This window comes from Anabaena sp. FACHB-595, from assembly GCF_048568275.1.
In the GTDB taxonomy this organism is placed as follows: domain Bacteria; phylum Cyanobacteriota; class Cyanobacteriia; order Cyanobacteriales; family Nostocaceae; genus Trichormus.
Genome location: NZ_CP183473.1, coordinates 835,136 through 857,306, shown reverse-complemented (window position 1 = coordinate 857,306; position 22,171 = coordinate 835,136). Strand labels below are relative to the sequence as shown.

19 protein-coding genes are annotated in these 22,171 nt (G+C 40.0%); 7 read left to right on the top strand and 12 right to left on the bottom strand.

Translation table 11 applies throughout. The annotated features are described in order from the left end of the window. Positions 1-48 precede the first annotated feature (48 nt). The 3 genes from ureG to ureE are packed head-to-tail and all read right to left on the bottom strand — an operon-like array spanning position 49 to position 1,821. Positions 49-651 carry an urease accessory protein UreG gene (gene ureG, locus ACN222_RS03635; protein WP_010994909.1) on the bottom strand — a complete coding sequence of 201 codons (603 nt, stop codon included), beginning with the start codon at positions 649-651 and terminating at the stop codon, positions 49-51. Between the two features lie 59 nt (positions 652-710). Then, positions 711-1,400 (bottom strand): urease accessory protein UreF, encoded by a 690-nt coding sequence (locus ACN222_RS03630; RefSeq protein ID WP_044520711.1) that lies wholly within the window; start codon positions 1,398-1,400, stop codon positions 711-713. After that, positions 1,378-1,821 (bottom strand): urease accessory protein UreE, encoded by a 444-nt coding sequence (ureE, locus tag ACN222_RS03625; protein ID WP_010994907.1) that lies wholly within the window; start codon positions 1,819-1,821, stop codon positions 1,378-1,380. Before ureE ends, ACN222_RS03630 begins: the two co-directional genes overlap by 23 nt. A gap of 300 nt (positions 1,822-2,121) precedes the next feature. Between ureE and ACN222_RS03620 the strand changes: the two genes are divergently transcribed. Then, positions 2,122-3,084: an IS110 family transposase gene (locus ACN222_RS03620; RefSeq protein ID WP_010994426.1), complete on the top strand. Its 963-nt coding sequence runs from the start codon at positions 2,122-2,124 to the stop codon at positions 3,082-3,084. 89 nt (positions 3,085-3,173) lie between these two features. Here the strand turns inward: ACN222_RS03620 and ACN222_RS03615 are convergent, their stop codons facing one another. The 3 genes from ACN222_RS03615 to ACN222_RS03605 form a co-directional block, all read right to left on the bottom strand. Next, on the bottom strand, positions 3,174-3,440 hold the full coding sequence (locus tag ACN222_RS03615) for a hypothetical protein (RefSeq protein WP_193371832.1): 267 nt from the start codon (positions 3,438-3,440) through the stop codon (positions 3,174-3,176). 20 nt (positions 3,441-3,460) lie between these two features. Next, the gene (locus ACN222_RS03610) at positions 3,461-4,084 is read right to left on the bottom strand and encodes a 4Fe-4S single cluster domain-containing protein (protein WP_010994906.1); all 624 of its coding nucleotides are present in this window, start codon (positions 4,082-4,084) and stop codon (positions 3,461-3,463) included. Between the two features lie 98 nt (positions 4,085-4,182). Continuing rightward, positions 4,183-4,995, bottom strand: a complete 813-nt coding sequence (locus tag ACN222_RS03605) for a radical SAM protein (RefSeq protein ID WP_010994905.1) — start codon at positions 4,993-4,995, stop codon at positions 4,183-4,185. Between the two features lie 311 nt (positions 4,996-5,306). Here ACN222_RS03605 and ACN222_RS03600 point away from each other — a divergent pair, with 311 nt between their 5' ends. Continuing rightward, positions 5,307-10,244 (top strand): GAF domain-containing protein, encoded by a 4,938-nt coding sequence (locus ACN222_RS03600; protein ID WP_010994904.1) that lies wholly within the window; start codon positions 5,307-5,309, stop codon positions 10,242-10,244. Positions 10,245-10,310: 66 nt separating this feature from the next. Here ACN222_RS03600 and ACN222_RS03595 read toward each other — a convergent pair whose 3' ends face one another. Continuing rightward, the gene (locus tag ACN222_RS03595; protein ID WP_010994903.1) at positions 10,311-10,988 is read right to left on the bottom strand and encodes an HAD family hydrolase; all 678 of its coding nucleotides are present in this window, start codon (positions 10,986-10,988) and stop codon (positions 10,311-10,313) included. 135 nt (positions 10,989-11,123) lie between these two features. Between ACN222_RS03595 and ACN222_RS03590 the strand changes: the two genes are divergently transcribed. Beyond that, entirely contained in the window at positions 11,124-11,900 is a 777-nt protein-coding gene (locus ACN222_RS03590; RefSeq protein WP_010994902.1) for a glucosamine-6-phosphate deaminase, read from the top strand. Positions 11,901-12,348: 448 nt separating this feature from the next. Further along, on the top strand, positions 12,349-13,884 hold the full coding sequence (locus tag ACN222_RS03585; RefSeq protein ID WP_231865509.1) for a hypothetical protein: 1,536 nt from the start codon (positions 12,349-12,351) through the stop codon (positions 13,882-13,884). On the opposite strand, the gene ACN222_RS03580 is transcribed toward ACN222_RS03585, so the two are convergent. Further along, positions 13,870-14,316, bottom strand: a complete 447-nt coding sequence (locus ACN222_RS03580; protein WP_010994900.1) for a hypothetical protein — start codon at positions 14,314-14,316, stop codon at positions 13,870-13,872. The two genes, ACN222_RS03585 and ACN222_RS03580, sit on opposite strands and share 15 nt — an antisense overlap. 190 nt (positions 14,317-14,506) lie before the next feature. Between ACN222_RS03580 and ACN222_RS03575 the strand changes: the two genes are divergently transcribed. Both ACN222_RS03575 and ychF read left to right on the top strand, forming a co-directional pair. After that, entirely contained in the window at positions 14,507-14,728 is a 222-nt protein-coding gene (locus tag ACN222_RS03575; protein ID WP_010994899.1) for a hypothetical protein, read from the top strand. 21 nt (positions 14,729-14,749) lie between these two features. Next, positions 14,750-15,841, top strand: coding sequence for a redox-regulated ATPase YchF (gene ychF, locus ACN222_RS03570; RefSeq protein ID WP_010994898.1), 1,092 nt, complete (start codon positions 14,750-14,752; stop codon positions 15,839-15,841). A gap of 26 nt (positions 15,842-15,867) precedes the next feature. Here ychF and ACN222_RS03565 read toward each other — a convergent pair whose 3' ends face one another. Next, on the bottom strand, positions 15,868-16,788 hold the full coding sequence (locus tag ACN222_RS03565) for a hypothetical protein (protein ID WP_010994897.1): 921 nt from the start codon (positions 16,786-16,788) through the stop codon (positions 15,868-15,870). Positions 16,789-16,930: 142 nt separating this feature from the next. Between ACN222_RS03565 and ACN222_RS03560 the strand changes: the two genes are divergently transcribed. Next, a complete protein-coding gene (locus tag ACN222_RS03560) occupies positions 16,931-18,049 on the top strand; it encodes a hypothetical protein (protein ID WP_010994896.1) in 1,119 nt (372 codons plus the stop codon). 114 nt (positions 18,050-18,163) lie between these two features. Here ACN222_RS03560 and ACN222_RS03555 read toward each other — a convergent pair whose 3' ends face one another. The 3 genes from ACN222_RS03555 to ACN222_RS03545 form a co-directional block, all read right to left on the bottom strand. Next, a complete protein-coding gene (locus tag ACN222_RS03555; protein ID WP_044520709.1) occupies positions 18,164-18,856 on the bottom strand; it encodes a class I SAM-dependent methyltransferase in 693 nt (230 codons plus the stop codon). A gap of 121 nt (positions 18,857-18,977) precedes the next feature. Further along, positions 18,978-20,084, bottom strand: coding sequence for an iron-containing redox enzyme family protein (locus ACN222_RS03550; RefSeq protein WP_044522739.1), 1,107 nt, complete (start codon positions 20,082-20,084; stop codon positions 18,978-18,980). Between the two features lie 174 nt (positions 20,085-20,258). Further along, positions 20,259-22,088: a peptidoglycan D,D-transpeptidase FtsI family protein gene (locus tag ACN222_RS03545; RefSeq protein ID WP_010994893.1), complete on the bottom strand. Its 1,830-nt coding sequence runs from the start codon at positions 22,086-22,088 to the stop codon at positions 20,259-20,261. Positions 22,089-22,171: the final 83 nt, after the last annotated feature.

Here is a 22,171-nt window from a genome sequence, read left to right as displayed (position 1 = left end):
AGGAAGGGGGGGAAATATTTGAGTAAGTTCCCCTGCTTCTGCTTACCTCTACACAGGACAGATATGATTACAAACAAATTCAATTACATCGTTGAGTCCTTGTTGAGTTTTTAAATTAGTAAAAATAAAGGGTTTATCGCCGCGCATTTTTTTTGCGTCTCTTTCCATAACGCTTAAATCTGCGCCAACGTATGGGGCTAGGTCAGTTTTATTAATTACTAATAAGTCAGATTTGGTAATTCCTGGCCCACCTTTGCGGGGGATTTTGTCACCGGCAGCTACATCAATTACGTAAATTGTTAAATCTACTAATTCAGGACTAAAGGTAGCAGCTAAATTATCTCCACCGCTTTCTAAAAAGACTAAATCTAAATCGGTGAAACGCTGTTCTAGCTGTTCAATTGCTGCCAAATTCATGGAAGCATCTTCCCGAATCGCTGTGTGTGGACAACCGCCTGTCTCTACGCCTAAAATGCGATCGCTTGTCAAAGCTTGAGAACGTACCAAAAATTGGGCATCTTCTTGAGTATATATATCATTTGTCACCACTGCCAGCTTATAGCGATCGCGCAATGCTTTACACAAAGCATCAACTAAAGCCGTCTTCCCCGAACCCACTGGGCCTGCTACCCCAACACGAAAAGCATTCATAAGTCAATAGTAAACTGTTAACTGTTAACTGTTAACTGTTAACTGTTAACTGTCAACCGTCAACTCCTAAACAACCTTGTATATTGGGTTTCGTGCTGCATACTGGCTAAAGATAGACCCCAACTACAACAACTGAGTTCGTCATCTTTTAAAGACATAATTTCCACTGTTGCATGACTAATTAACGGTTGCAACTGGAGTAATAATTCTTGTCCTGCTGTTTGTCCGAGGGGGATGAGTTTGACACCAGCCGTAATTAAATTAGTTGCCCAACTATGCAGATATGCTAATAAGGCGGCTTGAATATTAATTTGCCAATGTGCAGAGGCAATTCCAAAAGCGATCGCATAATTACAAGGATTACCTACAGCATTGGCTAAAGGTAGAATTTCTGGTTGTATTTTACCAAGTAACTGCATGAGCGATCGCCCCATTTGCCAGCTAGAATTGCGTAATTCTTGGGTTTCCCTCGCCGCAGATAACCACAGATTCCAATAGCATAAGGTTTCCATATCATCCATTGTGGCAGCTTGATAGGCTCTCACCATCACCGCAGCTTCTAGACGAATCGCCCCATAACTTAGTTCAGCCTCTAACCATTGTTGCAGAGTTGATTGACTAGTAATTGTCCCATTTTCTACAAGCGTTTCTAGTCCCTCCGAATAGCTATAGGCTCCCACAGGTAAAGCAGAACTAGCTAGTTGTAAAATATGTAAAAAATGGTGATCAGTGAGGGTGGTGGTGTCCATAAGCTCCCAATTCTGGCTGAAAGGGGAGAATTTCTGCGGTAATTTCTAACCCCATGTGTTCCAACATTGTCCGCAAAACGGTATCTGGCGATAAGCGTAAATAAGTCGGGGTAATCTCTACAGGTACATGACGATTACCTAAATGATAGGCTGCTCGCATTAATAAAAGTTGAGTTTGAGCAACCGCCGTTAATACTGGTTCTGGTTTAGCCGCGATTCTGATTAAATTGCCATTGGTTTCATCTTGGAGAATATCCCCATCCTGCAAAAGTGTACCTCTAGGTAAACGCAAAAACACAACCTGACCATCTTCTGTCTCAAAGCGGTGACGACTACGACAGCGTTCTTCTGCTGTGAGAAACAAAGTTAAAGTGATTGCTACATCAGGATTGGGTGTTACAAGTTGCGTCAAAGTCAACATTATTAGTCGTTAGTTTGGTAGGGTGCGTCAGTATGAATAATTTCTGAGTATAGTTAGGTTCTATCACACTGACGCACCCTTGTATATTAAAAGAAGTGGTAGACCGTCGCACCCTAGGTCATTAAAGACCGCTTTGTAGCATGGGTCACCACAACAATCTCTTTGACAGAACTCGAACAGTCGCCGGGGTCAAAGCTTTAAACTACTGACATTTAAAGTATACAGTCCGCATCGGGCAAGGATGAGTGAAATCAAGGGGATGAATTAAAAACTTCTTGACAAAATAGTTGAGATTCAAAAATGGAAAACATCTCTGTGTGGGTAGGCATTGACGTGAGCAAAGCGACCCTCGATGTTTATATCCGTCCCATCGGTAAAGCATTGAAGTTTGCTAATACAGAACTAGAAATATTTAATTTAGTTGAACAATTAAAATTTTATGATTTGAACCTCATCGTACTAGAAGCAACCGGAGGATTAGAAACAGAACTGGTCATTCAACTACAGGCAGCAATGCTACCAGTAGCATTAATCAATCCACGTCAAGGACGAAATTTTGCCAAAGCCACTGGTAAACTCGCCAAAACAGATGCTATCGATGCACAAATATTGGCACACTTTGGGGAAGCAATGAAACCTCAAGTGTTAAACATTGAGTCACAAGCATCTCGTCAATTAGGAGAATTAATTAGTCGTCGAAGACAATTAGTTGAGATGCAAACTGCTGAAAAAAATCGACGCTCACGCGCCCGTGGTAAAGCATTGGCAGATATTGAAGCACACATTGAATATCTTGACGAACGTCTCAAACAACTCAATCAAGAAATTGAGCAATTAACTCAAAACAATCAACAATGGATTGAAAAAGTTAATTTACTCAAAACTACTCCTGGTATTGGCCAAGTTATTTCGACAACTCTGGTTTCTGATTTGCCAGAACTCGGTCAACTCACTGCCAAACAAATTTCTCGCTTAGTTGGTGTTGCACCTATCAATCATGATAGTGGTCAACACAAAGGTAAGCGCATGATTAATGGCGGTCGCGCTCATGTTCGTGCCACTCTTTATATGGGTGCTGTTGTTGCTATGCGTCATAATCCGGTTATCAAGGCCTTTTATGAGCGTCTTGTCGAACGTGGTAAATCGAAAAAATTAGCTCTCACTGCTTGCGTTCATAAAATGTTAGTCATTTTAAATGCAATGGTTCGGGATAATTTACCTTGGCGTGTTACTGACAACTTACAACCCATTCCCAACGCTTAATCACAATTGACCGTTTTTATACTTGGAAATACTCTCCCTGATGATCCTATTGCCGCATTTGGGTCAATTTTTGATGCTCTTTTTTATCTTCACGGGAAATCCAGCAACTGGGGAAGATTCTGCGGCGAAGCGGAGTGGCTGGTGCGGGCTGCTACCATCTTAGCCAAGAGCCACAAGTCTTTTTGCCCGTACCAGCCACCGCAGAATCTAGCGCAGCGTTCCCCAGTTGCGTCAATGTTCAGAGTCCCGGTTTTTGTTAACGATCGCTTGACTTTCAAGACAGTCGCTACATTAAGATCACTTAGAGCATTTGAGTTCGTCAGTTCTATATTCAACAGCCAACAGTCAACAATCAACAATCAACCATCAACTATTGTCAAGTCAATTCCAACCAACCTTGATAACCAGTAACAATGCGGTTTCCATCTTTGAGAATGTGAACTTCTATTTGATCACTAGCCCAGGTAACTTTATCTACAAAGGCGGGGTTAAAAACATGAACTTTTTGATTTTTGGAAGAAACAGGAGAATCGGGAGAATTAATCGCTAGAGACTCCACAAATGGCCCATCAATTAAAATATCGAGTTGTTCTAATAATGCTTGAGAACCAGGAGGCGCTGATTCAGATTGTAATTGTTTCAGGGTGAAGCCTGTAAAAGACATGACACTTAAACCAGCAGCTTTCAGCTTACGAGCTAATTCCGCCAATGCTATTGCTTGATGAAAAGGTTCTCCACCAGAAAATGTCACACCTTGATTTTGCGGTTTGCTGAGAATTTGCTCAACAAGAGAATCTACAGAAACTAGTTGATTGATTTCAAACGTCCACGAATCAGGATTAAAACATCCTGGACATTCACGGGGACAACCTTGTACCCAAACCACTGCTCGACAGCCAGGGCCATTTACCTCTGACTCATCGATGTAACCCATAATGTTGAGATAGCCAGGGGGAATTTCTGGAAGTGTAATTGGTGGGTTGGTTGACTGAGTTTCCATTGGTTTCTCCTTGGAAGCGTTAGTTGTTAACTAGTTGAACGACACAGAAATATTGTTGGCGGTGGGTGTAAGGGAAAGACAGATTTACCCCCACACCCCTAGTTTATCGGAGCGCAACGTACGGGAATTTTTGTGGCATAGTGGATTGTGTCAGCCAGTGGCTTGAGGATATTCGCACTGAGACATTTAAGTTGACGTATACTATCTGAGACGGATTCAATCGCATTATTTCCCCTAGCATCTAATTGTCGAACTAAAACACGGGGGCGAGTAGGAACGTTCAGTTGAATTTCCTGAGGATTTAGACGTTCTATTTTTTGGATGTAAATCTCTATCATTTCCGTTGTCCAGGGAGATAACACCATAGTTTGAATAGCGAGATTCCCTTGATATTCCTCTCGAAATTGCTCAATACCTGCCATGATGTGCGGTAGCTTAATTGTCGCTACAGGTTGATTGATGCGCTGCAATTGATTTGACGAAATAGCATCTAATTTAACAGCCACAATATCTGCTGATTGCAAAGCATGACGGACTTTAATGTCACTCAGCAAAGTACTGTTGGTTAAGACTACTGTTGGCCTTTGTGTTACCTGTTTTGCGATCGCCAAAATTTCCTCTAAATTTAGTGCTAAAGTAGGTTCGCCACTGCCACTGAGGGTGACGACATCTACCTGGTCATAAGGTGCAAGTGCTTGCAAATCCTCCCATAATTGGCTTGTGGGTACAAAAATCTGACGCTGACTGGTATGTGTTTGAATTTGCCCTAACTGACAGTAGACGCAGTTAAATGAGCAAGTAGACACAACCCCAATGGGATCGATACCAAGAGAATTTCCAAATCGCCAAGATTTGACAGGCCCATACACAGAGGAACAACTAAAATTTTTGGGGGATTGCATAGCACTCATATTTGTTCTATCACCGTAATGGCGATCGCCTAAGAGTCATTAGCAAAAATTTATAGCTATAACATGAGGAACTTGTGAGGCTGGTCATACACCGCAACAGTTAAAAGTTCTCATTCTTTCTCTGTTCTCCATACTCACTAGTCTTTTGTCATTTATGTAACAAATGTGCGTTATAGTTGTGAATAATTATGGGGACAATCATTATTAATTGAGTTGTTTTGGCGAAAATATCGCCAAATTGATGATTTTGATAAAATTTTAATTTTTTAGTTCGTTTATCTCTTTTAAAATTTGCTGCTTAATTTGATAGTATGCTCATAGATTATCAACGAACAAAAGTTTTATTAATTGATAATTCTTTGGAAAATTGGCACTGTTTGTCGGGGTTTTTAGCAGAAACAAAGTACTTATTACAAAGGGTTGGCACTGCTAAAATATCAATCAGTAGTGTTAGTGAATTAATGCCCGATATCATTTTAATAGATAGTTCCATTGATAAAATAGACGGACATTATTTTTGCCAAAATTTAAAAGCTGAAGAAACCCTCCAAAATATATCTATTCTCTTACTAACCTATATTGACCAGCTTTCCGAATATAGTAGTTATTTCCAAATAGGCGTATCTGACTTTATTAGTAAGCCATTATGCCAAGAAGAATTGTTTTTACGGATGAGAAATCAATTAAAAATTTCCAGCCAACAGAAAAACCAATTAGAAGAATATCATGAGCCGTTTCCAATTGGGAACGGTTTAATATCGTTGAATAACGCAGTGAATCATAATGTCATAAGTAATAAAAAAGAATGTTGTTTTCAACTATCAGACTTAAATAACGAAGAAAGTATTAATCAATCATTAAACTCCCAGTCGCTAGTAAGTAGTAATAACAAGATTACAAGATCAAAAAACAATACGCAGGAATACCAGATTAATGCTGTCAAGCTGTACAAACATAATTTAGTATTAACGAAACTGGCAAAAAATCAAGTCCTATATCAAGGTAATTTAAAAACAGCCCTGGCGGAAATTACAAATGTTGCTGCTCATAATTTAGGTATAGAGCGAGCAAGCATTTGGTTATATGACGAAACACTTACGAAAATTCAATGTGCTGATCTATTTGAATATAGTCGCAATCAACACAGTGCAGGACTGTCTTTATCAGCAAAAGAGTATCCCACTTATTTTCAAGCCTTACATCAAGATGAAGCGATCGCCGTAGATGATGCTTATACAGATCCTAGAACCAAAGAATTTGCTCAATCTTACCTCACTCCTTTGAATATCACAGCCATGCTAGATACACCCATTCGTCTAGCAGGTAAAACTGTGGGGGTTTTATGTTTGGAAGCAGTAAAATTACCTCATCACTGGACACCCGAAGACCAAAATTTTGCTCGTTCTTTAACTAATTTGGTGTCCTTAGCCTTAGAAGCACGGGAACGCCAGCGTGCAGAAGCAGCACATCGCATTTCAGAACAAAAACTAGCATCAGCCTTCAGAGCATCCCCTGACCCCATCGCTCTGTGTACTTATCCAGAAACACGTTATATCGAAGTTAACGACAGTTTTTGTCGCTTATTTGGTTATTCTCGTTCTCAAGTCATTGGTAACACCGATAAAGAATTAAATATTTGGGTAAATCTAGAAGAGTGCCATTTTCTGTCCCAAATTCTCGAAAAAGCCAAAGCCATCCGCAATCATGAAGTCGATTTTCGCACTAGCAATGGAGAAATTAAAACGACGCTGTTTAGTGCGGAAATGATTGAAATTGATGGACAAAAGTACATCCTGGGTACAGCAAAAGATATTACAGAACGCAAGCAAGCCGAAGCGGAAAGCCGTTTATTACTATTAACAACCCAAGCGATCGCCCGTGCAGTTGACGTGAAAAGTGCATTAACCCTAGTATTGCGGGTAATTTGCCAAACCATTGGCTGGGATTTTGGGGAAGCATGGACACCCAATCGAGAATCTCATGTTTTAGAACATAGTTTGGTTTGTTACTGCGAGGAAGCAAGTTTAGAAGAATTTTGTCATCAAAGTCAAAATCTGAGAATTGCACCAGGTGAAGGACTACCAGGACGAGTTTGGCAAACCAAACAATCCGAATGGATTGAAGATGTTTCTCTGGTCAAGCAAGGACAATTTTTGCGATCGCCACAAGCAGCCAAAGTAGGTTTAAAAGCAGGTTTTGGTATTCCAATTATTGCTGGAAAAGAAGTTTTGGCAGTTTTAATATTTTTCAAGCGCAGTTCTATCCCAGTAGATAAACGTTTACTCATGCTACTGGGTGCTGTAGCTACCCAATTAGGTAGCTTGATTGAACGCAAGTTAATAGAGTCTGCTCACCGAAACAGCGAAGAACGTTTACAACTAGCCTTAGAAGCCAGCGATTTAGGGTTATGGGATTGGAATATTACCACTGGTAAAATTTATCGGGACTGGCAGTGGCAAAAGATGTTAGGTTACACACAAGAGGATATAGAAGATGATGAACGAGTCATCGAGCAATTGTTGCATCCTGAAGATTTAGCCACAGTCAAATCAGCAATCACCGCTCATTTGCAAGGTGTTACCCCCGTTTATGAAATGGAATTTCGGATGCGTTGCGCCGCCGGGGGTTGGAAATGGGTACAGTCTCGTGGCCAGATTGTGGAACGCAACGAGCAGGGTCAGCCTTTACGGATGACAGGCACGACCAAAGATATAACAGAGCGAAAAATTTTAGAAAAAGAACTAGAATTGCGAGAAGCTCGTCTCAATGCCTTTTTCAGTGGCGCTCCTGTGGGTATGAGCATTTTAGATAATCAACTACGGTTTGTGCAAATTAATGAGTTAATAGCACATATTCACGGTAAACCTGCTCAAGAACATATTGGCAAGACTCTGGAAGAGATAGCACCCCGAATCGCGCCTCTAGTCACACCATTGTGCCAAAAAGTACTCTTAACTGGTCAACCAATTCTGAATGTAGAATTGAGTCTTCCCGCAGTCAACCAAGCAGATAGCCTACGCCACTTTTTAGTTTCTTATTTTCCCATTCCTGGGGAGGGTAATCAGCTTTCTGGTGTGGGTAAAGTGATAGTAGAAATTAGCGATGTCTACGACGAGCTGCGCTTACGCAAGCGAGCAGAAGAAGCGCTCAAAGAAAGCATCGAGAGGGAAAGAGCGATCGCCCAAGTTATTCAACGAATGCGCCAAACCCTAGATTTAGATACCATATTTGCTGCCACCACCGAAGAACTAAGACAAGTCCTCAACTGCGATCGCGCCGTGGTTTATCGTTTCGACTCCCAGGGGAGTGGTGAATTTGTCGCCGAATCTTGGGGGAAAGGTTGGATTTCCCTCATCGAAAAACAAAAAAATGTACCCCATCTGACGGAAAATACAGCGAAAGACCAAAGTTGTCTGGCCAAGTTGTTAGAATATACGCCACAAGCTACCCCAGACAAAAATTTTCTCTGCGTTGCAGACATTTATCAAGCTGGATTTGGTTCCTGCTACATTGAATTTTTAGAGCGCTTGCAAGCAAAGGCTTATATTATCGTCCCTATTCTATCTGGTGACCAAGTTTGGGGATTATTAGCAACTTACCAAAACTCTGGCCCTCGTCAATGGAAAACTGGCGAAATTAACATCGTCATTCAAATCGGCAATCAGTTAGAAGTTGCATTGCAGCAAGCACAACTGCTGACACAAACCCAAAGACAATCACAAGCCCTAGAAGCAGCTGCGATCGCCGCAGATGCAGCAAACCGAGCCAAAAGCGAATTCCTCGCCAACATGAGCCACGAATTGCGGACACCACTCAACGCAATTTTAGGCTTCACACAAATCATGAGCCATGACAAAACACTGTCGAAAGACAACCAACAGAACCTAACGATTATTAACCGTGCAGGAGAACATTTACTAGACTTGATCAACGACGTTCTAGAAATGTCCAAAATCGAAGCAGGTAGAACCACCTTAAACATTAATAGCTTTGATTTAATTCACCTGTTGGATAACTTGCAAGAAATGATGCAAGGCCGAGCCACAGCCAAAGGTTTACACCTCAAATTTGAATACGCCCCTAACATAGCCCAACATATCCAAGCTGACGAAAGTAAACTACGTCAAGTCTTACTCAATATCTTAGGTAATGCCATCAAGTTCACCGAAACGGGCAGTATCATCTTACGGGTAAAGATGGGGACTGGGGACTGGGGACTGGGGACTGAGGAAGATACCAAAACTCATCTCTCCATACCTAACACCCAATCCCCAATCACTAATCCCCAGTCCCTAATATTTGAAATACAAGATACTGGCATCGGCATCTGTGATGATGAAGTATGTGTATTGTTTGAAGCATTTGGACAAACGGAAGCCGGACGAAAATCCCAACAAGGTACAGGATTGGGTTTGGCTATTAGCCGCAAATACGTACAACTGATGGGGGGTGATATTAGCGTCAGTAGTGCTGTGGGGGTGGGGAGTACATTTAGTTTTCAGATACAAGTGGGCTTGGTTTCTGCCCATGAAATTCCCTATCAGCCCACTACACGCTCAGTCATTGGTTTAGCACCACAACAACGAGAATGTCGCATCTTGGTAGTAGATGATGTAGCAGACAGTCGATTGTTATTAGTGAAACTCCTGTCATCTGTTGGTTTTGTGGTGCAAGAAGCCGCCAATGGTCAAGAAGCTCTGGCTATATGGCAACAGTGGCATCCACAGTTAATCTTGATGGATATGCGGATGCCAATAATGGATGGTTACGAAGCCACTCACTTCATTCGTTCTGCTGAAATAGAAAATCACACCACCATACCCAACCCCCACACAATTATCATTGCTTTGACTGCTCACGCTTTTGAAGAACAACGCCAGGCAATGCTGCAAGTGGGCTGTGATGATTTAATTAACAAGCCGTTCTCCGAAAAAGAAATTCTCGAAAAGCTCAATAAATATTTAGGAATAAAATACCTTTATCAAGAAGACAGTTCTCAAACCCTAAAAGCTAGGACAAAAATATTTACACATGATAATTTGTTACCTTTGTTATCTACACTACCAAGGGATTGGCTAATAAATTTATATAATGCCGCCGCCCAATGTAGCGATGATTTGATTTTAAAGTTAGTTGGAGAAATATCTGCCGAAAATACCGCTTTGAAAGAGTATTTTGTAGATTTAGCCCATAATTTCCAGTTTGAAAAAATTATGGAGATAGTTAGTACTATAAAAGATATTTCGTAATCCTACCCTTACACCCAGTCTTAACAAACATCCTGGGTGTAAGTCCTCATTGAATTGGTATAACCATCACGTACTACGAATTAAATCTGGCTCAATTAATGAGTTTAGTAACGTCCACAAATGTAAATCTGTAAAATCAGGAATCGCCATAAATGAGCCAACCTCCAGCAAAATATCAGGGTCGTGAGTGGAGGCAATCCCAATAGTACGAATACCTGCGCCAACTGCTGCGCGAATCCCAGAGGGGGAATCTTCCAAAGCGATCGCCTTCTCTGCTGGAATCCCCAACTTACTCAAAGCAACTTGATAAGGTGCTGGATCTGGTTTACCCGCTACGCAATCATCAGCCAAGACAATTTGATGGAAACTATCTGTTATTCCCAATACCTCCAACATAAACTCTGCGTTTAATCTCGGAGCATTTGTTACTAAAGCACGTTTTAACTGATGTACTTCTGTCCAAGCTATGAGTTCAGCAAATCCGTTTAATGGTTGAAGATGGGAGGCTAGTTCCCGAAACAAGGCTTCTTTTTCATCGGCAAATTCTCTACCTGCGGCTGATGATAATTCTGGCAGAATGTCCTTAACAATTTCTGGGTTTAAACGACCACTAATTCGAGATTTATAAAATGTTTCATCAATTTCTATGTTGCATTTCCACAACATTTGTCGCCAAGCTTGGTAATGTATAGGATCAGTATTGACGATAGTACCGTCTAAATCAAAGAGAATCGCAGTTAGCATGATGTTTGGATGTAATGTAAATAATTATTAACTTAATTTACATAGTCTACATTGTTTTATGTTCCTAAGTCATCTCGGACTGCCATGAAGCTTAAAGGTTAGATTAAAGGTATTACCCAGTCCTCAGTTTTCGATATGGTAGCCGCTACAAACTTTTTTCGTGTTGATCATCTGTCAGTCCAAATTTACAAATCTGAAGCCGACATGGCCCAGGATGTGGCAGCGATTGTACGCAAGTATCTACAATCTTTACTAGAAGAAAAAAAGACTGCTGCTGTGTTGTTAGCAACAGGAAATTCTCAACTAAAATTTTTGGATGCGTTGATAGCCTTGGGTGGTGTAGATTGGTCAAGAATTACCTTATTTCATTTGGATGAATATTTGGGAATTACGGCTGATCATCCGGCAAGTTTTCGTCGTTATCTGCGGGAACGTGTAGAAAAGCGAGTTTTTCCCCAGCAATTTCACTATATTGAGGGTGATACATTAGAACCCTTAGCAGAATGCGATCGCTATACTAAATTACTACAAGCACAACCAATAGACCTGTGTTGTCTTGGCGTTGGTGAAAACGGACACTTAGCTTTTAATGATCCATCTGTAGCGAATTTCCAAGACCCTTACAGCGTCAAGCTGGTAAAGCTAGATCCGGTAAACCGTCAACAGCAGGTCAATACAGGTCAATTTCCTCATCTTGATAGTGTTCCTCAGTACGCTTTTACTGTCACCTTGCCATTAATCTGTTCAGCTAAAAAAATATTCTGTCTAGCACCAGAACAACGTAAAGCACAGATTGTCAAACAAATGCTACAAGGGTCAATTAGGACAACTTGCCCGGCTTCTGTGTTACGCCAACAACCACAAGCAACTTTATTTTTGGATATCAATTCGGCTAACTTATTAGCCTCTTAACTTTTCACGTTGTGTGTGATCTAATTTTTCCGGTGTTCATGTCCAGAGTTTTGCACCAGTTGGTGGTTAAAACCTTGGGCATTTAAATATAGATTGATTTTCATCCTGAGTACAAATATGTATATAAATGCGTATATTATTTAACATTAAAAATATAGCTGTAGTCAGATATATCAGGACATCAAGCTAAGATAAAACCCTGACGATAAAAGGCTTTTAAGTCTGTTAAAAGTCAGCAGCTATATATAAAAGTCTGATTATATATTCGCCTAAGTTTTTAAGAACTTTATTATGGCAATTGATTTATAAAGAATTGGTATAGCTTGTATCGGATATTTTTAATACAACCATTCTTTATATTACTATGACATTGATAATTTTCTGAAAAAATCAGGTTAATTCAAAAACCATGCTACAGCATATAAGTCTTAAAAAAGTGAGCTATATCATGATGTTTTTATCTTTGATATGGGGAATTTATATTTTAAGTTTTGTTGTCATAAACTTCAGTGATTATAGTGGCGATCAAATCAACGATGCCTACAGAATTATGGCAACATGGGACGGAAAGTGGCCTACATTAGGTTCAGGCCCTACCGCTTGGTCTGGTCTGGTCGGCGAATTTTATCTCCCACCTTTATATTACTATTTAGTATTTCCTTTCACCGCCTTGACTGCTGATTTATCTGCTCAGGCAATGCCGAATGCGCTCCTTACTTTTTTTTCTATTCCTTTACTTATTTTAACAACTTATAAGCTGCTGGAAAATGTTGAGTATGATAAAAGGTTATTCCTATCAGCATTAGCAGGATTTTGGTATATCTGTCTATTTCAAAATATTGTCATGAGTACAGGCAATAGTATTGCAGGAAATCCCGTATCAATTACGTTTTTCCTGCTTTGTTTTGTATTGCTATACACTTATCAAATGGAAGGTAAACTATCTCCAAATCTAGAGGTATTGTCTTGGATAGCTTATGGTTTTGTACTAGCAATAATATCAAATTTACATTTCTCTACTCTCTATGTAATGCCAGTAGTTTTTATCATTACGATTATTTTTTATATTTCTAAAAATTTCCGACAAAAGAGAAGATGGATGTTATCTGGTGTAGCTGCTTTATCTGCCATCATTGCGATGACACCGTACTGGGTCGGTGAAATTGGTAGAAACTGGATAAACACCGCCAGAATTATCGCTGTAGCGACAAAATCTAGTGGCAGTAAAGAATATGGCATTGCCATATTATCAAGATTCAAGGCTATATTCAACGGTTATTTTGGATTAGGACAAGAAGTATATTTTGCTGGTGAATCTTGGAAAAGTGGATTCATTTCTCTAATCTTCCTCTCTTTGATATTAGGATTAGGGATTATGAAATTTCGAGGCAATCGTATACTGTTAAATTTATTATTCTTAATCTGGCTGGTCTTCCTCGCTGCTTATTCGTCCACAGATATGGAAAATACTTACAATCCTACATTTTATAAATTGTTAATTTATTTGGCTCCTATATTTTTTACAATTTGTAGTTTAGCTTATCTAAAGCTATCTAAAAATTTTAATAGTTTTTTATCAGTTTTTATCATCGCCTGTATTACTATTTCTATAACAATTAATTTAAACTTACATCTTAATTATATAAACAGTAGGTCAGGAATTACCCGGATTCTTAGTACCCGTGATATAGCAGATAGCCTGAGAAATTTGCCAGAACAATCTACTCTTTGTCACCCTAATGGCAATTATCGCAATCTGAGAAATGATGAGTACATTGACCGTTATATTACTAAACGAAGTCTAAATTTTATAGCTGAGTGTCAAGCAGGCTTTTACATTATTCATGCAAAATATGAATCATTAGGAAACTATAAACTTCGCAAAACCGAGAATTTTCCTCAAGAATTGGCAAAATATCAAGAAAAATCTCAACTCATTGCTGAAACTCCTTTATATTATGTTTATCGTCTATCGGATAGTTAAATGCTCTGGATAATTATTGTTTCTTGATGGTGCCTTTATCCATTGAAAAGCCACGAAATTTAATAGTAATCCAATTAAAAATAACAGCACCATTAATGTGATTTGATACCAAATAATTTGTGGCAGTAGCAAGTCTAATACTAGATGAATGAAATTTAAAAGGCTATAAATTATGGTCAATCCAAAATGTACTAATCTATAGCGTTTATTATCCGTGAACATGGTGCTAACGATTGCTAACATCGGCAGCGCAAAAAAGCCCAGCATCAACCACATAATTCCTGATATCTCATTGATGTTTGTGGCTTTTTGCGATTCAATTACACTCAAACCGTGAAAAAGTGGCATTAAAGCCAGTTGAGTATGAAATACGGTTCCTAAAAGGAACACTATCCACAAAATGGCAATTTTCGTTGGATAATTTGTTGGCATATTATCTAGCTAGCTCCTTTCGCTAGAAACTTGCTCTATAAAGATTTACTTATTAGTATACTGAGCAGGATTAAATGAGGATTCCTACATAGTTGTGAATTATCAAAGGGTTTAGGTATAGTCATTTAGGGGGATGTCAACAATTCAAGTTGTCATCTAGCTTGGGAAAGTCCAATGATTTAGATTTAGCATGATTTATCCCACAGCTATTTCCATTCCTGAACCACAAATTCCCAACCCTGAACCAAACCCGTTACCTGGTTCTGAACCTACACCAGAGCCAAGGATTCCCCAACCGATACCGGAGCCTGTACCGGAACCTGTACCTGCTCCCATTCCCCAAACAGTTCCAGGGACTATTCCCCAAACTGTACCAGAACCTATCCCCCAAACCATACCGGGGCCTGTATAAACTCAAAATCCCACATCTAAAATGCTAAGAGCCGGAATTGTCGGACTTCCCAACGTTGGAAAATCTACTTTATTTAATGCTGTAGTCGCTAATGCCAAAGCAGAAGCGGCTAACTTCCCATTCTGCACAATTGAACCGAATGTCGGTGTAGTTGCAGTCCCAGATGAGCGGCTAAATGTGCTTTCACAAATTTCCGGTTCGGCACAAATTATTCCCGCACGAGTTGAGTTTGTGGATATTGCCGGCTTAGTGAAAGGCGCAAGCCAAGGTGAAGGATTAGGTAATCAATTTTTATCTCATATCCGAGAAGTTGATGCGATCGTTCATGTAGTACGTTGTTTTGAAAATGATGATATCATCCACGTTGCTGGTTCAGTTGACCCAGCCAGAGATATTGAAATTATTAGTATCGAATTGGGTTTATCAGATTTAGCCCAGATTGAACGCCGGATTGAACGCACACGTAAGCAAGCGCGCACCAGCAAAGATGCACAATTTGAGGTAACAGTCTTAGAAAAGTTAGCTGCTGCCTTAAATGAAGGTAAATCAGTGCGGCAAATAAGTTTAACTGAAGAAGAAGCCGAAATTATTAAGGGACTGGGACTATTGACAAATAAGCCGATTATTTACGCGGCTAATGTTTCTGAAGAAGAATTAGCAACTGGTAATGAATTTGTGGAAAGAGTCCGCCAAGTTGCAGCCCAGGAAAATGCTCAAGTTGTGGTTGTTTCTGCTCAAGTAGAAGCAGAACTGGTGGAATTACCGGAAGAAGACAAGGCTGATTTTTTGGAATCTTTAGGGGTAAAAGAAGGCGGATTAAAATCTCTGATTCGTGCTACTTATGAGCTATTGGGATTACGGACTTATTTCACCAGTGGCCCAAAAGAAACCCGTGCTTGGACAATCAATGCAGGAATGTCAGCACCTCAAGCCGCAGGTGTAATTCACTCTGATTTTGAGCGAGGATTTATTCGTGCGGAAACCGTTGCATACAATGATTTAGTCGCAAATGGTTCTCTGAGTGCTGCGAAAGAAAAAGGGTTAGTTCGTAGTGAAGGTAAAGAATATATTGTGCAGGAAGGCGATGTGATGTTATTCCGATTTAACGTCTAATTATCAAGACGCGATTCGTCGCGTCTCTACAAAACGTTATCACCCAAACTATAAACGTAAGCACCAAAGTTTTCATCGTCTGTACCCACGATTAAGCCACCATCTGCACCAGGAATAAGTTCTATCCCTTCAATTTTATGGTGATTAAAGCGGTAGAGGGGGATTAATTGGGGACTTTGCCGCCAGATAACTTGCCCAGAACTATTGTTTAAGGTTAAGTAACCAGCAGCGTAAATAGCTGATTGAAAAGGGCCATTATCTCCTGCATCACTGGCGGCAGAAATATACACAATTCCACCTGAGTCTATTTTTATATCGGAAATATGCCGCACATTTCCAGTGGGAAATGGTACTTTTATCTTGGCAAAATTTCTAGATGTAATTTGATATTTATTTAAATCTAAGACTCCCCAATACACAGTAGAAGGTTTTTCTCCTTCTCCTCTGTGGGCCCACATAGCAACTAACTTACCTTCTATATTTTGCAAGGCAAATCCTTCAAAATTACTACCCGGAGGTATTGCTGGTAATTCAAACTCTTTCAATACAGATATAGTTTTCTTATCAGAATCTAGTCTAAATTTGTAAGCTTTGCCACTGCTGCTTAAAGCAATAAAACTATCTTTTGTGTTGGGAATAGAAGTTAAAGCTTCTAAATCAATAGGTAATTCAAGATTACTTTGCCAACTCACACTCAAATATTCGGGTTGATTTTTACCCTTAATTGTGATGACTCCTAAACGTTCTTGGTCGGCTTGTTTATTGTCGTGGACGACGAGAAAGTCTAGAGACGAGTTTTGTTGGCTAATCAGCGCCATCCCACTGATACCAAAAAGAATACTACCGCGAACTGGTCGCCAACTTTGTGCCAAAACCTGTTGAGCTATGAGTAACAATGATCCCAAAATCAATATTTTGAGAATTAACTTTGATTTTATATATTTCATCGATAGTACTCTTGTGTAGAGAGAGCGCAGGTCATCTCATAATCTGTGCAAATTAAAACAGATACATTTGCTAAACCGCAACAGTACTATTTGGGGTAAGATGGTTTTGTAAAATTATTGAGAATTTTTTCTATTAGATTGTATGGTATTCTCATTTGGCATCGAACATGAAGTCGCTTTTCTCAACAGAGAAGGGAAGTTAGCAGATTTTGACTGTACAACATTTGCAGAATTCAATCAAATCGTGGAAAGACTACCCACATACCCTAATGATCATTTGCAATTACGCGTGGGTGATGCAGGTATTAGGAAGAAGCGATGGTATATTGAGGGGTTTGAAAGATTTGCTGATTCAGATGAGGTAATTGATTGTCTGTCAAAGGGGATAGAAATTAGAACAACCATTCATTCTAGTATTCAAAATGCGATCACAGAACTATCAGATAGCTTTAATTTATTATGTGGTGTTGCGGCTGAATTTGGCTTTTCACCAGTATTAACTAGCTTTCATCCTTACAAAACATCTTTTGCGCCCAATCCACCATTAAATGAATATGAACTTAAACAGTTACAAGCTGATCCCGATGATCAAACCGCTAACATTTACATGGTTACATACGGGCCAGATTTAAATATTTCCGTTGCCGATTTACCGCATGAACGTGTAATTGATATTGGCAAAAAGTTAACGTATTATAGTCCTTACATTGTGCCTTTTAGTTACAGTTCACCTTTTTACAATGGTACTTTGTGGGAAGGATTATCGGTAAGAACTTTCATCAGAACAGGCAAAAGACCAGCAACTTTAATATTTGTTCAGGAAAAAGAACAACTAATTAATAGTGTGCCATCATTAACCAAAATTGCCCGCCTACCTGCTGAAGTAGGTCGTATAGAATTTAAAGCTTTTGATAGTTGTGATGACTTCTCTATTTATGCGGCATTGCTGGCGCTATTAAAAGGTTTAGTCATAGATAAATCTTTGCCAGGTAGAGCTACTGTCCCTGATGCCGAATTACATAAACTGTCTGCAAAATTTGGCTTCGGTGATGAAAATATTTTTACGAATGCTACAAATATTTTGCAAGCTGCTGAGTTCGCATTGAAAGATGATCCAGATGTTGATCTATTAGCACCATTAAAAGTAATGTTGACAAAAAGGAGAACAAAATCTCATACATTAATAGAATTATTTAAACATTTAGGTTCAATAGAAGAAACATTAAAGTGTACTTATCAGACAGAGAGGAATCCAATTTGATACTCAGAAATCTATAAGTGTTTGTAGGGTGGGCAATGCCCACCTTATGATGATTAAGGGGCATTAATCACCCAAACTAAGGATATTTCAAATATTATGGATAAATCCCATAAATTACAAACTCGTCATTACTTGGGTTAACTCCTTAGATAAATCAACCACAGATGCTTTTTTCTGAAATAACACGCCAGCCAAAAAATAATATTCTCCAGAATAAAACGCCATATTATTTTTTCGCAGTTTTTCTATATGATTTTTAACTTTAGCTTCTGAGCTATAGTAACCAAATTTTAATGGTAGAATCACGAAGTTACTAATATTATATCCATTATTTTGTGCCTGCTTAATTGTACTGATAGGATTAGAAAAGCTAGACACTAAAAGTAAAACATTTTCATAACCTAAACACAAAAGATCATTGGTAACTGTCGCCCCATCTTCACCGCCAAATAATAAGGGCATATAAATATCATCATCTGGTGCTGGTAAATATGGTGGATTGGCGATTAGATAGTTAGCTTCAGGTTTATTAGCTTCAAATAAGCTAGAGTTGTTAACTACATATTTATCAGTAAGATTATATTCATCAATCGTTAAATTTGCGGCTTTCCACGCAGAGGTATTTAACTCAAACCCGTGTATAATACCATTGAACTGATTTCTTAGTAATGAGTTAATTACAGGGCTACCATCACCAGAACCAAATTCAATAATGGAATCAGATTGATCACTATTCCTGAGAATGAAATTTTCTAGACAATTTGAGTAGAAATTAGACTCTTCAGGACAGAAGAAAACATCTTTCATGAGATTTCGCCTCAACATTAATGTCAGTGAAATTAAACAAAAATTTAGACACAAAATTACTCCTTTAGTGATAGATTGTTCACTAAAGAAATTCTGCTATTAGCAGAAAATACCTAAGCTATTAATTAATTGATTCAGTTTGGTGAATAGACCTGACAACAGCTTCACCCGCGCGATCGCCCATTAATTTTTCCTGGTCATATCCCAGCACCAACTCCCACGCGTCATCGGGATAACGTTCCACTAAAGGCAAAGCCACATCATCCAACATCCAGCGTCCGTGGCGTTCATCTTCCTTGATGTGCAGTTCCCAATAACCCATCGCTGCATTTGATAATCCCAATCTTTGTGCTGCTGCAAGATAATTGCGATAAGCCGCAGGCCCAGCCACTTCAAAATAGGTCAATCCGCCACTGTAACGCAGGTAATAACGTCTGCGTTCAGTCAGTAAAAAATTGTGATTGGCACAAGCTAAAACTTCCCAGGGAACTAAATCAAAGTATGCCTCTGGTGTGGTGTTCATGCCAAACTCAGCTAGCATTTGGGCAAAAAAAGTCGAATGCTTGCGAGATAAACGTCCGTTGCCGTACTCTTCCAGTAGCACCCGCACGAGGGTACACTGCACCTCATTAGCCGCGCCGCCTAAAATTCGGGAAAGACGACTACCTTCAACCAAACCATCGAAAGAACCGATCGCCAACAAATGACGATAGCCAGCTTCGCTCATCTCTTCACGAATATAGCGACTAGCTGCTGATAGTGGTGGGTTTAAATCAGCATCAGCACGATCTATTAATGCCTGTTTGACATCTAATTTTTGTATTGCAGCGACATCTACTTGTGCAAGTTCCCACTTCTGCCAAGCAGCCTCAATTTGGTTACGACATGAGGATAAATAGAGCGATCGCTCATTAGTGTACTGTCGCAAATCATCAAACCAAAACAGATTCAGCCGATTAATCCGATAAAGAATCCGTTGCAAAAACCGATGTGCTAACTCATCTTGGCACTCATGTTTATAAGCCCCATTAATTGCCCTGGAAACTGCCTGTTCAAAATCACTGACAATTGCAGCTTGTCTATCTAAGTTATCGTCTAAGTCCTCAGTTACCAAAAGTAATAAAAATTGCTGCTCGGCACGTTCGTAATCAGTAGCATCTCTTTCCTTGACTTGCGTACCTGGCCTTACAACCTCAACAATTGGGAACATAACTAAATTGCTTTGCATGGAATCTTCAGTGACTTGGTACAGGTGTGAAATTAATTTCACCCTGTAATATCTAAGATTCCACACGAGTAACATTGTCTACCTCTTTCTCCGGTAATAAAGAAAAAAGTCATTGGTTGTTAGTCAGTTGTCAGTTGTTAGTTGGCACTAATTTGATTTTCCCCTTCTTCCTACTTAAGGTTTTCCTTCAATCGGCTGGCTGGGTGCAAGGCGTTCAATGGGAATTAGTGCTTCCATAACGGATTTGACAATTGGGGCTGCGACAGTTGAACCGTAGGCGTTGGCTCCTTTTGGCTCATCAACTAAGGCCAAAACTACATAACGGGGTGATTCAACGGGTAAAATAGCAACAAAGCTGGTAATCCGAGCGCCCACGATGTAACCGCCGTTAGGACTGGCTTTTTGGGCTGTACCTGTTTTGCCTGCGATGCGATAGCCAGGGATTTGAGCAGCCTTGCCAGTACCTTCTGTAACTACCGTTTCCATCATTTCCACAACTTTTTGGGTCGTTGCGGCTGAGAAAATTTGCCTTGGTGCTGGGTGATTGGGTGTGTAGTGGATTTGCCCTTTAGTATCAAGTAGTCCCCGGACAACGTGAGGTGTGACCAATTTACCACCATTAGCTAAGGCTCCTTGCATCTGCACTAATTGTAAGGGTGTCAAAGAAAAGCCTTGTCCAAAGGAAGTGGTTGCTGGTTCAATGGGGGAGCGAATAAATTTTTCCTGACTTTTGAGCGTCCCACTCACGGCAAAAGGTAAATCTGTATCTACCGGTTGACCTAGTCCTAAACGTTCTAGCCAATTGTAGTAAATCGAAGGTTTTAGGCGTTGGATCATCTGCACCATGCCAATATTGCTGGAGTTTTGGAGAATTTGAGCAATATTGATGCGTCCGTAACCGTTGCGTTGAGCGTTTCTAATAGTATGAGAACCGATGCGAATTGCACCGGAATCATTAAATACATCATCTGCTTTGATGACACCATTTTCCAGAGCGATCGCCACATTCAATGGTTTAAATGTGGAACCTGGCTCATAGAGATCAGCCACCGTCCAGTTTTTGAACAATGAAATATCCGCTTTCGAGTATTCATTCGGGTTATAAGTAGGTTGAGATGCCAAAGCGAGGATAGAGCCATCCATCGCATCCATCACAATCACTGCTCCTCGTTTCCCGCCAAACTTTTCTAGCTGTTCCTTCAATGCTGTTCGGGTAGCCCTTTGCAAACGACTGTCGATAGTCAATTGCATCCGCAAATCATCAGAATTTAAAAAACCTTCAGGAGCATAATCAGGCATCAAAGCCCCATTACCCGCCCTACTTAAGCGTACTGTTTTCACAGAACGTTCTAGCCATTTCTCTTGGCTACGTTCCACACCCGCCTGACCACGACGGTCAACGTCTACATATCCCACTACATCCGCCACTAAATCATCCTGAGGATAATAGCGGGAATATTTGGGAATCATTTCCAAGCCATCTAATCTTAATTTCCTGACGCGCTCGGCCAGTTCCTCTGGTAAAGAGGAGGTCAAAGTAATACCACTTTTTTGACCTTGAAAAATCTTGACTAAATCAGCAGGGTTTCTATCAATAATGGGAGCTAGGCGATCGCTTATTTCTTCATTTGTCTTTTTAAATAGCTTAGGGTGGGCATATAAAGTATAGACAGGGCGGTCAACAGCCAACACATTATCATTGCGATCCACCACCAAGCGGCGAGGCATATAGGGGCGCAAGCTTACCATTTGTTGGTTTCGCGCTCTTTGTGTTAGTTTTGCTCCCTGCAAAATTTGCAAGTTATACGCATTAATTGCCAATCCCAGTCCAGCCGTCATTAATATACCCCAGACAGTCAAAAGTCTGGTTTTGGCATTTGTTAATGGCTCTTGGGGATTGGGGGCAATTGTTTTCATTGCCACCTTTTGTAATACCCTTTTGCGCCTGGTGAACTCCGGCTTTTGAAACTTTCTAAACTTCAATCTACTTGGTGACTTTTGCATTACTCTGCTCAGTTAGTCAGTTGTGAGTTATTCAGTTTTCAGCTATCAGTCTCATCGCAGGTGTGAACTACAATACCACATAC

Excerpts from the sequence above, each read along its gene's own strand:
- ACN222_RS03555 (WP_044520709.1), bottom strand. The coding sequence starts at position 18,856 with ATGAAAGATGTTTTCTTCTGTCCTGAAGAGTCTAATTTCTACTCAAAT.
- ACN222_RS03575 (WP_010994899.1), top strand. The coding sequence starts at position 14,507 with ATGATTTATCCCACAGCTATTTCCATTCCTGAACCACAAATTCCCAAC.
- ureE (WP_010994907.1), bottom strand. The coding sequence starts at position 1,821 with ATGTTGACTTTGACGCAACTTGTAACACCCAATCCTGATGTAGCAATC.
- ychF (WP_010994898.1), top strand. The coding sequence starts at position 14,750 with ATGCTAAGAGCCGGAATTGTCGGACTTCCCAACGTTGGAAAATCTACT.
- ACN222_RS03605 (WP_010994905.1), bottom strand. The coding sequence starts at position 4,995 with ATGAGTGCTATGCAATCCCCCAAAAATTTTAGTTGTTCCTCTGTGTAT.
- ACN222_RS03590 (WP_010994902.1), top strand. The coding sequence starts at position 11,124 with ATGGTAGCCGCTACAAACTTTTTTCGTGTTGATCATCTGTCAGTCCAA.
- ACN222_RS03560 (WP_010994896.1), top strand. The coding sequence starts at position 16,931 with ATGGTATTCTCATTTGGCATCGAACATGAAGTCGCTTTTCTCAACAGA.
- ACN222_RS03550 (WP_044522739.1), bottom strand. The coding sequence starts at position 20,084 with ATGCAAAGCAATTTAGTTATGTTCCCAATTGTTGAGGTTGTAAGGCCA.
- ACN222_RS03620 (WP_010994426.1), top strand. The coding sequence starts at position 2,122 with ATGGAAAACATCTCTGTGTGGGTAGGCATTGACGTGAGCAAAGCGACC.
- ACN222_RS03580 (WP_010994900.1), bottom strand. The coding sequence starts at position 14,316 with ATGCCAACAAATTATCCAACGAAAATTGCCATTTTGTGGATAGTGTTC.
- ACN222_RS03630 (WP_044520711.1), bottom strand. The coding sequence starts at position 1,400 with ATGGACACCACCACCCTCACTGATCACCATTTTTTACATATTTTACAA.
- ACN222_RS03610 (WP_010994906.1), bottom strand. The coding sequence starts at position 4,084 with ATGGAAACTCAGTCAACCAACCCACCAATTACACTTCCAGAAATTCCC.
- ACN222_RS03600 (WP_010994904.1), top strand. The coding sequence starts at position 5,307 with ATGCTCATAGATTATCAACGAACAAAAGTTTTATTAATTGATAATTCT.
- ACN222_RS03565 (WP_010994897.1), bottom strand. The coding sequence starts at position 16,788 with ATGAAATATATAAAATCAAAGTTAATTCTCAAAATATTGATTTTGGGA.
- ACN222_RS03585 (WP_231865509.1), top strand. The coding sequence starts at position 12,349 with ATGATGTTTTTATCTTTGATATGGGGAATTTATATTTTAAGTTTTGTT.
- ACN222_RS03545 (WP_010994893.1), bottom strand. The coding sequence starts at position 22,088 with ATGCAAAAGTCACCAAGTAGATTGAAGTTTAGAAAGTTTCAAAAGCCG.
- ureG (WP_010994909.1), bottom strand. The coding sequence starts at position 651 with ATGAATGCTTTTCGTGTTGGGGTAGCAGGCCCAGTGGGTTCGGGGAAG.
- ACN222_RS03595 (WP_010994903.1), bottom strand. The coding sequence starts at position 10,988 with ATGCTAACTGCGATTCTCTTTGATTTAGACGGTACTATCGTCAATACT.